The 1849-nt window shown below is 36.2% G+C and carries 3 protein-coding genes; all 3 read left to right on the top strand.

Annotation, left to right across the window (positions count from 1 at the left end; all coding sequences use genetic code 11):
* Nucleotides 1–473, top strand: a 473-nt coding sequence (locus E5331_RS20530) for a hypothetical protein (protein ID WP_168355327.1), incomplete at its 5' end; no start/stop codon positions are given.
* Nucleotides 474–824: 351 nt separating this feature from the next.
* Nucleotides 825–1193 (top strand): hypothetical protein, encoded by a 369-nt coding sequence (locus tag E5331_RS20015; RefSeq protein WP_123484678.1) that lies wholly within the window; start codon nt 825–827, stop codon nt 1191–1193.
* 141 nt (nt 1194–1334) lie between these two features.
* Nucleotides 1335–1849: hypothetical protein (locus E5331_RS20010; protein ID WP_135986424.1), on the top strand; the 515-nt coding region annotated here is incomplete at its 3' end.

Genomic DNA, 1849 nt, shown 5'->3' with positions numbered 1-1849 from the left:
ATCTGGCGCATCGTGTGACGGAACTTGAAAATGAGAGCGAAAGTCTGAAGGCTCTTATTGATGTCAAAGAGGAACTTCCGCAGGAGGTACAAGACACTATCAAGATACGCATTGAGATGCTTAATTCACTGTTGGCAAGCCATATCACAGACAATGACCAATATGTAAAGCAGTATGATTCATGGGTCATGAAGCTGACGGAAGACAGTGAAGGATTTATGAATTCAAACAGACTGGCATTCCAAGCCTCGCATCCCCACTTCATACAGTATTTTGAAGACCATGATCTGACTGTTGAAGAGATAAACTATGTATGTCTTTACGCAATCGGTTTGCGGGGTAAGGAGGTTGGCAACTATATGAAGAAACGTAGCCACGTCAATACCAGCAGTGCTATCCGAAAGAAATTGGGAATTGACAAGCATGAGACCAACATAGGCATATACGTCAGGAAACTTCTCAAAAGTCTGTAATCAGATACACGAAATCTAAACAACGCCTATACCTTATATTATATTGGAAATGACAGGTTGCACACTATTATTGGTGCGTAACCTGTCATTGTTTTATGCACATTTCATTGACCTCATCTTGTAAATAAAAGCCTAAAATATCCATATAATCACTCTCGTACTTCCATAATCAGCCAAATATGAAAGTACGAGAGTAATTGCGCCAAAATAATTTTTAACCCAAATAACAATAGATTATTTATCAATAATTTACAATTTAAAATATTTTCAAAATATGAAAGTTTTGTTTTGGAGGATGAAAGTCTGTCTTTGTAATTTTGCAGCATCAAAATCAACTAAAACGCAATTGAAATGAAAAAGATTTTAACTCTTATTCTTGTAATGATGGCAATCGCACTTCCATCATTTGCTGAAGGTTCAAAAAGCGATAACTCTCATAGTGTTGCTTTGGAATTCGAGTCTATTTCGGACGGAACATCAACGGTTCATCGTGCTCCCATGCGTATAAGTATAGACGCATACTATAATGCGGAAAGCAATACCATCAACATTTCATACGATGGTGAGGCGAAAGGAGAAGTATTCCTTTATTTAAATGGTGTGCTTGTGGGGTATGAGTCAGAAATCAACGCTTCTTTTTCAATTAATACTCCAGGTCGATATACTATAGAAATAATAGGTGAAACTTGGATTGCAAAAGGTTCCATAAAACTGCCATAATTAGGAATTTATTCCATTAAATAAGTTTAACTCTCCAAATAAATACGTTGAATCATTCAATCTTGAAATAACATAATTAGCATAAAAATGTAATTGGCTTTAAAACCAGTTGCGTATATATTAAATATAATCAAATTTATTATGTTCAACTCTAAAACTAAATTTTCGCTGATTTCTTCAGCACTCGCAGTTATTGCGACTTCTGCAATTGCTATTGCATGTACATCTCAAGAGGACATTCCGGAATCAAGCGCAAGCATTGTAGAGAATAATACAATGCTCAATGACACAATCCTCATTGAAACTGATGCTCCTCTTATTCAAAAATCCAATATGGGTTCTGTATCTGTCAAGACCTATAATCTGATTCAATCTCTCAGTGGATCAACCACTCGATCCGATGCTACTCCAGAGGTCTATTATCTATATGATGACATGACTGAAAAAAGTGGCTATGCCATCGCAAATCCCAATGTGGCAAATGGTTGGATATTTGAATGTTCTGGTAGAGGAAAAGAAGACCCCGTGATCATTCTATTTGAGCAAATTGAACCCAACAAATTTGTAACGAAAGATAAAGAGGGAAATATCTTGAGGTACTTTACCTATAATCCAGAGAAAAGAGAATTGTGGACTTATAACAACATGACACGAGG

The organism is Lepagella muris (assembly GCF_004793975.1).
GTDB classification, from domain to species: Bacteria; Bacteroidota; Bacteroidia; order Bacteroidales; family Muribaculaceae; genus Lepagella; species Lepagella muris.
The sequence above is the reverse complement of the archived record's forward strand: the minus strand, read 5'-3'. Positions and strand labels throughout refer to the sequence as shown.